Source organism: Mesorhizobium sp. M7A.F.Ca.US.006.04.2.1 (assembly GCF_004022915.1).
In the GTDB taxonomy this organism is placed as follows: domain Bacteria; phylum Pseudomonadota; class Alphaproteobacteria; order Rhizobiales; family Rhizobiaceae; genus Mesorhizobium; species Mesorhizobium ciceri.
Genome location: NZ_RZQA01000502.1, coordinates 1 through 4,839, shown reverse-complemented (window position 1 = coordinate 4,839; position 4,839 = coordinate 1). Strand labels below are relative to the sequence as shown.

General features: G+C 58.6%; 4 protein-coding genes and 1 pseudogene. 1 reads left to right on the top strand and 4 read right to left on the bottom strand.

Features of this window, described 5'->3' with window-relative positions:
* The 3 genes and pseudogenes from EN925_RS23715 to EN925_RS23705 all read right to left on the bottom strand — a co-directional run.
* A pseudogene (locus tag EN925_RS23715) lies at positions 1 to 339 on the bottom strand (quinoprotein dehydrogenase-associated putative ABC transporter substrate-binding protein); the annotation flags it as partial.
* Positions 311 to 835, bottom strand: a complete 525-nt coding sequence (locus tag EN925_RS23710; protein WP_013532071.1) for a c-type cytochrome, methanol metabolism-related — start codon at positions 833 to 835, stop codon at positions 311 to 313. The gene EN925_RS23710 and the pseudogene EN925_RS23715, both read right to left, overlap by 29 nt.
* Before the next feature lie 178 nt (positions 836 to 1,013).
* On the bottom strand, positions 1,014 to 2,915 hold the full coding sequence (locus EN925_RS23705; RefSeq protein ID WP_013532070.1) for a methanol/ethanol family PQQ-dependent dehydrogenase: 1,902 nt from the start codon (positions 2,913 to 2,915) through the stop codon (positions 1,014 to 1,016).
* Between the two features lie 686 nt (positions 2,916 to 3,601).
* Here EN925_RS23705 and EN925_RS23700 point away from each other — a divergent pair.
* A complete protein-coding gene (locus EN925_RS23700; protein WP_127368065.1) occupies positions 3,602 to 3,955 on the top strand; it encodes a hypothetical protein in 354 nt (117 codons plus the stop codon).
* 123 nt (positions 3,956 to 4,078) lie between these two features.
* Here the strand turns inward: EN925_RS23700 and EN925_RS23695 are convergent.
* A partial coding sequence (locus EN925_RS23695) for a quinoprotein dehydrogenase-associated SoxYZ-like carrier (RefSeq protein WP_128336975.1) occupies positions 4,079 to 4,839 on the bottom strand: 761 nt, incomplete at its 5' end.

Below are 4,839 nucleotides of genomic sequence, written 5' to 3'. Positions count from 1 at the left end.
GTCGCATCGGTTGGCCCCCAACGTATTGCGCACGAAGCCGGTGATCGTGGGAAACCAGGTGTAGGAGACGGACTTGCGCCCGGTTTTCGCGGCAACCAGTTCGGCCAGCTTGTTTTCGAAGCCTTCGCCGCTCTTGTCGGTGAAGGGCATATTCGAGGGATCGGCGCAGACGCGCAGAATGTCAGGGTCGACCAGTTCTCCCGCCGCGCCAAGGCCGGCGCTTTGCGCATGCGCGTTCGACGGCAGCAAGGCGAGTGTGCCGAGGATCGGCAGAACGACGCGCAGCTTCAATGCATCGCGGCCGATCATGTCATCCACCCATGCAGGATGCTTCGGCATCCTTCGCCGCCTGGGCCTTGTCTTCGTGCTTGGGCGGCCTTCCGCGGGGCGCCGCGCCATCCGCGCGCGCGCGCAGATAGACGTAGAGATCGTCCAGGTAGCAATAGACGTTCTTGTTGTCGCCAAAGGCAGGCATGACGTTTTCCTTGCCGCCGCCGACATTCTTGCGGCCTTCGGCGACGATCGAGAGGAATGTGGCGTAATCCATGGTTTTCAGGCTGTTGACCAAAGCCGGCGCATAGCTCGAACCTGTCGCGTCCTGTCCGTGGCAGACATGGCAATCGGAATGATACCGGCGGTAGCCGCTGAACGTGTACCAATCGACGGTTCCGTTTTCGATCTTGTAGGTCGGATTTCCATCCGCATCCAAATACTTGCCGCCTTCTTCCTTTACCGCCTTGGCTTTTTCCATGCTGTCGTCGGCCCGGGCGAGGCTCGAGCTTGCCAGAGGCAACAGAGCCAGCACGAAAGCCGAAATTACAATGCGAACGGACATTCAAACGCTTCCTTCATTTGCCAATGGACACGGTTTTGCTGTCGCGACCGGCATTGATCGGTGTTTTTGGGTGCGTAACCGAATCGAGAGCCCGGCCATGGCTTCCGGATGTCCGGGCTCTCGTTCTTCAAGCCTTTGGTCTCACAAGACCTGAGGCATGCTCAAGGTTCCCAGCGCATCAATCCGGGAGACCGAAGACGGTGAGCTGACCGCCCAGCGTCGTGTAGTCGGCAAGTGCCGCGTAGCCGCCGACGGCACCCAGGCCAGCTGTACCAACGACAGCGGCTTGGTCGCCTTGCGCGCGGCCCTGATCGACGGCGCCATGCCAGGCAGCGGCGTTGTCAGGCGAAAGCAGGCCGCCTGCCAGGCCGATACCAGCCCATCCACCGACGCCCGACAGAACGGCGATATACTGCTTGCCGCCCTGCTCGTAGGTCGTGATGTTGCCGATGATGCCGGACGGGGTCTTGAACTTGTAGAGTTCCTTGCCGTCCTTATCGACCGCCTTGATGTAGCCTTCGAGTGTACCGTAGAAGACGACGTCGCCATCTGTCGCCAACGCGCCCGACCACACCGAGAACTGCTCGGGCTTCGACCAGACGATCTCGCCCTTGGCCGCATCCCAGGCAATGAAGTTGCCCATGTTGCCGTCGCCGCCAGGTGCGGGATACATCGACACGGTGGCGCCAACATAAGGCTGACCGGCGGTGTAGCTCACCTTGTAAGGCTCATAGTCCATGCAGACATGGTTGGTCGGGACATAGAACAGCCCGGTCTTCGGCGAATAGGCCGCCGGCTGCTGGTCCTTCGTTCCAAGCGCCGCCGGGCAGATGCCCGTCGAGTTGGTGTCTTCGCCGTTCTGCTGGGTCGAATATTTCGCCACGACCTGCGGGCGACCATACTGTTCGCTCTTGGGGTCCATGACGACTTCGGTCGCCCAGTTCACGGCCGGATCGTATTTCTTGGCGACGAGAAGGTCGCCGGTGGCGCGATCCATGGTGTAGGCAAAACCATTGCGATCGAAATGCACCAGCACGTCGTGCTTGGCGCCGTTGACCTCCATGCCATCGACGAGGATCATCTCGTTGATGCCGTCATAGTCCCATTCGTCATGCGGGGTCATCTGGTAGAGCCATTTGGCAACACCAGTATCCGCATCGCGGGCCATGATCGTCATCGACCAGCGATTGTCGCCGGGGCGTTGGACCGGGTTCCACGTCGAGGGATTGCCGGTGCCATAATAGACCAGGTTCAGCTTGGGATCATAGGAATACCATCCCCATGTCGTGCCGCCGCCGGTCTTCCACTGCTCGCCTTCCCAGGTGTTCGTGCCGGAATCCTTGCCAACCGGCTTGCCGAGTTGCGTGGTCTTCTCGGGATCGATCAGGGTGTCTGCGTCCGGACCTTCCGAATAGGCTTTCCAGGCGAGTTTGCCATCTTTCAGATTGTAGGCGGCCAGCCAGCCGCGAACGCCGAATTCGGCGCCGGAGACGCCGATGAGCACCTTGTCCTTGACGACGACGGGGGCAGCCGTACCGGATTCGCCTTTGCCGCCATCGGTCTGGTCGCCGTTCTTGACCGACCAGACGACCTTGCCAGTCTTCGCGTCGAGGGCGACGACTGTGGTGTCGGCCTGATTGAGAATGATCTTGCCGTCACCATAGGCAACGCCACGGTTGACCGTATCGCAACACATGATCGGAATGACGTTGGGATCCTGCTTGGGTTCGTACTTCCAAAGGATCTTCCCGTCATTCTTGAGATCGAGCGCAAAGACATTGTTCGGGAAAGGCGTGTGGACATACATCACATCGCCGATGATAAGCGGTCCACCCTCGTGGCCTCGTAGCACGCCGGTGGAAAAGGTCCACTTGACCTGCAGGTTCTTCACATTGTCCGCAGTAATCTGGTTGAGTTTGGAATAGCGGGTGTTGGCGTAGTCACCCGTCTGCATTGCCCAGTTCTTCGAATCCGAAGCCAGCTTTGCAAGGTCCTCGTTAGCCGACGCCGTATAGGCCGCGCCGAGCGACAGAAACGCCGCAGTGGTTAGAATATAGGTAGCTTTCGTAAGTACACGCATCCGAATTCCTCCCGAGGTTCATAGTGATGAATCATTTGCTGAGCCCACAAGGGCTTGCCCAAGCGATTCACGGGGGGGAAATATTTCCGGCAGCGTGTCACGACCTAAGCCAGATGTGCAGAGGGCACCGTTACTGCCCACCTCACCTTGGCCTACGAAAGACTGTCGCCGCTCCCTAATGACGGTGACGCCCTTGAAGCCGGAAACAGGGTGAGGCTATGTCATCGTAAAAGGCTAGGCAAGCAAAAAAGCCTGCTGGTGTTTTTGCACCGCAATATCGTAAATGATGCGGTGCAATATAAGAAAATAAGCAGGACGGTATTTGTTAGATAAAGTATTTATGACCGCGAAATAACGATGGGGCACATAAAATTTAGTTATTTGTTGATTTTTACATTTCGCCTAAGCTTTGATTTTATTTGGAGGTATTCGCTTCGATGTCTCGGCATGGTCATGCGCGTGCTCCATTGGGAATCGATAGTGGGCCAAGCATGAGATGATCGTTGGAGTCGGGGCGTGGAGCAGGCCACGGAGCCGCCATGCGGAACCACGGTCGACAAGCCCCGCATTCCTCCTTTGGTCGCATACGGAAGCCATGGGCGCTTGACTGACTCTGCTGCACGTTGCCAACTGCCACGGTGATCCCGACTGGGCGCATCGCGCCTAGGCTAACCGGAGGTTTTCCCGTGATCAGATATGTTGGATTTTCGACTTTGCCGCTGCTCCTTGCCGGGCCGCTGGCCTTCGCAAACCCGGCGGGCGCCGCGGGTGATTACCCGACAGCAACGATCGCCGACTACGTGCTCGGCTGCATGCAGACGAACGGCCAGACACGTCAGGCGCTGGAAAGCTGTTCCTGCTCGATCGACGTCATCGCCTCGATCCTTCCCTACGACCACTATGAGAGAGCCGAGACTTTCAAGAGCATGTCTTTGACCACAGGCGAAAGCGCGGGGCTGTTTCGCGAAAGCGCACCGGCGAAGGCAGCCCGTACCGAATTGAAGCGCGCGCAGTCGGAAGCCGACGTGCGCTGCTTTTAGAGCCTGCTCCATCCGGAAGCCGGATGGAGCTTCGTCCTCTGCCTGGGCGTGATCTTCCCGAACGAGCTCCATTTTCGGGATCAAGTGGCAAGCACCGGCAGTCCAGCGCAAGATATCGAGACTTCAGAGTCCCGCTGTCTCGAGCGGCCACTGATTGCGAAATGTTTTGCCGTCCGTATCGATCGCTTCAACCTGGATTTCGCCCTTGCCGTGCACGGTGAAATCGAATCGGAAGTTGGGATCTTCCGAAATCGATATTCCACCTTCCATGGAGAGGATCGGCCGGCCGGCTTGGGAGATCGACAGTTTCTGGACAAAATGCGCCGGTATGAAATATTGGGTCAGCGGATCCCGCTGCAGCCCCGAATTGTTAGGGTGCCGGATCATCAACTGCAGTTCCTCGGTCTTGGTCATCGTCTCTTTGGGCGGGAACTGGCGCAGCTTCATCTGACCCATTGTCGCGTTGGCCTCGTCCTGGTTCTTGACCGCAGGGGCGGAGCAGCCACCTGACGCCTTGACGAAGGTCTGTACCATATGGAGTTGACCACCCTGCGTCTCAGCGATGGCACGCAGATAGGAATAGTCGTTGACGCGCACGCGCGTCGACAGATGCGTCACGCCGGCATCCTTGCCGAGCTGGAACGTTGCCGCCACCGGTGCAGGGTTCGCGTCGATGATCAAGGTAACGGATTTGATGCCGTCTGGCGCCTTGGCTGGATCGAGATAGATGTCGACGGGCACGATGGCGGCATCCTGCGCCCGCTTTGGTGCTTCGATCCTGACGACGCCGGTATCGACCAGAATTGCCCGATCGCCGAACACGTCGCCCTTCAAGTCATGCCAGATTCTATCCGAGGACGCGGTTGTTTGCTGTGCGTTGGCGG

What these genes read in the sequence shown, in the direction of transcription:
- EN925_RS23710 (WP_013532071.1), bottom strand. Translation starts at nt 835, where the DNA reads ATGTCCGTTCGCATTGTAATTTCGGCTTTCGTGCTGGCTCTGTTGCCT.
- EN925_RS23705 (WP_013532070.1), bottom strand. Translation starts at nt 2,915, where the DNA reads ATGCGTGTACTTACGAAAGCTACCTATATTCTAACCACTGCGGCGTTT.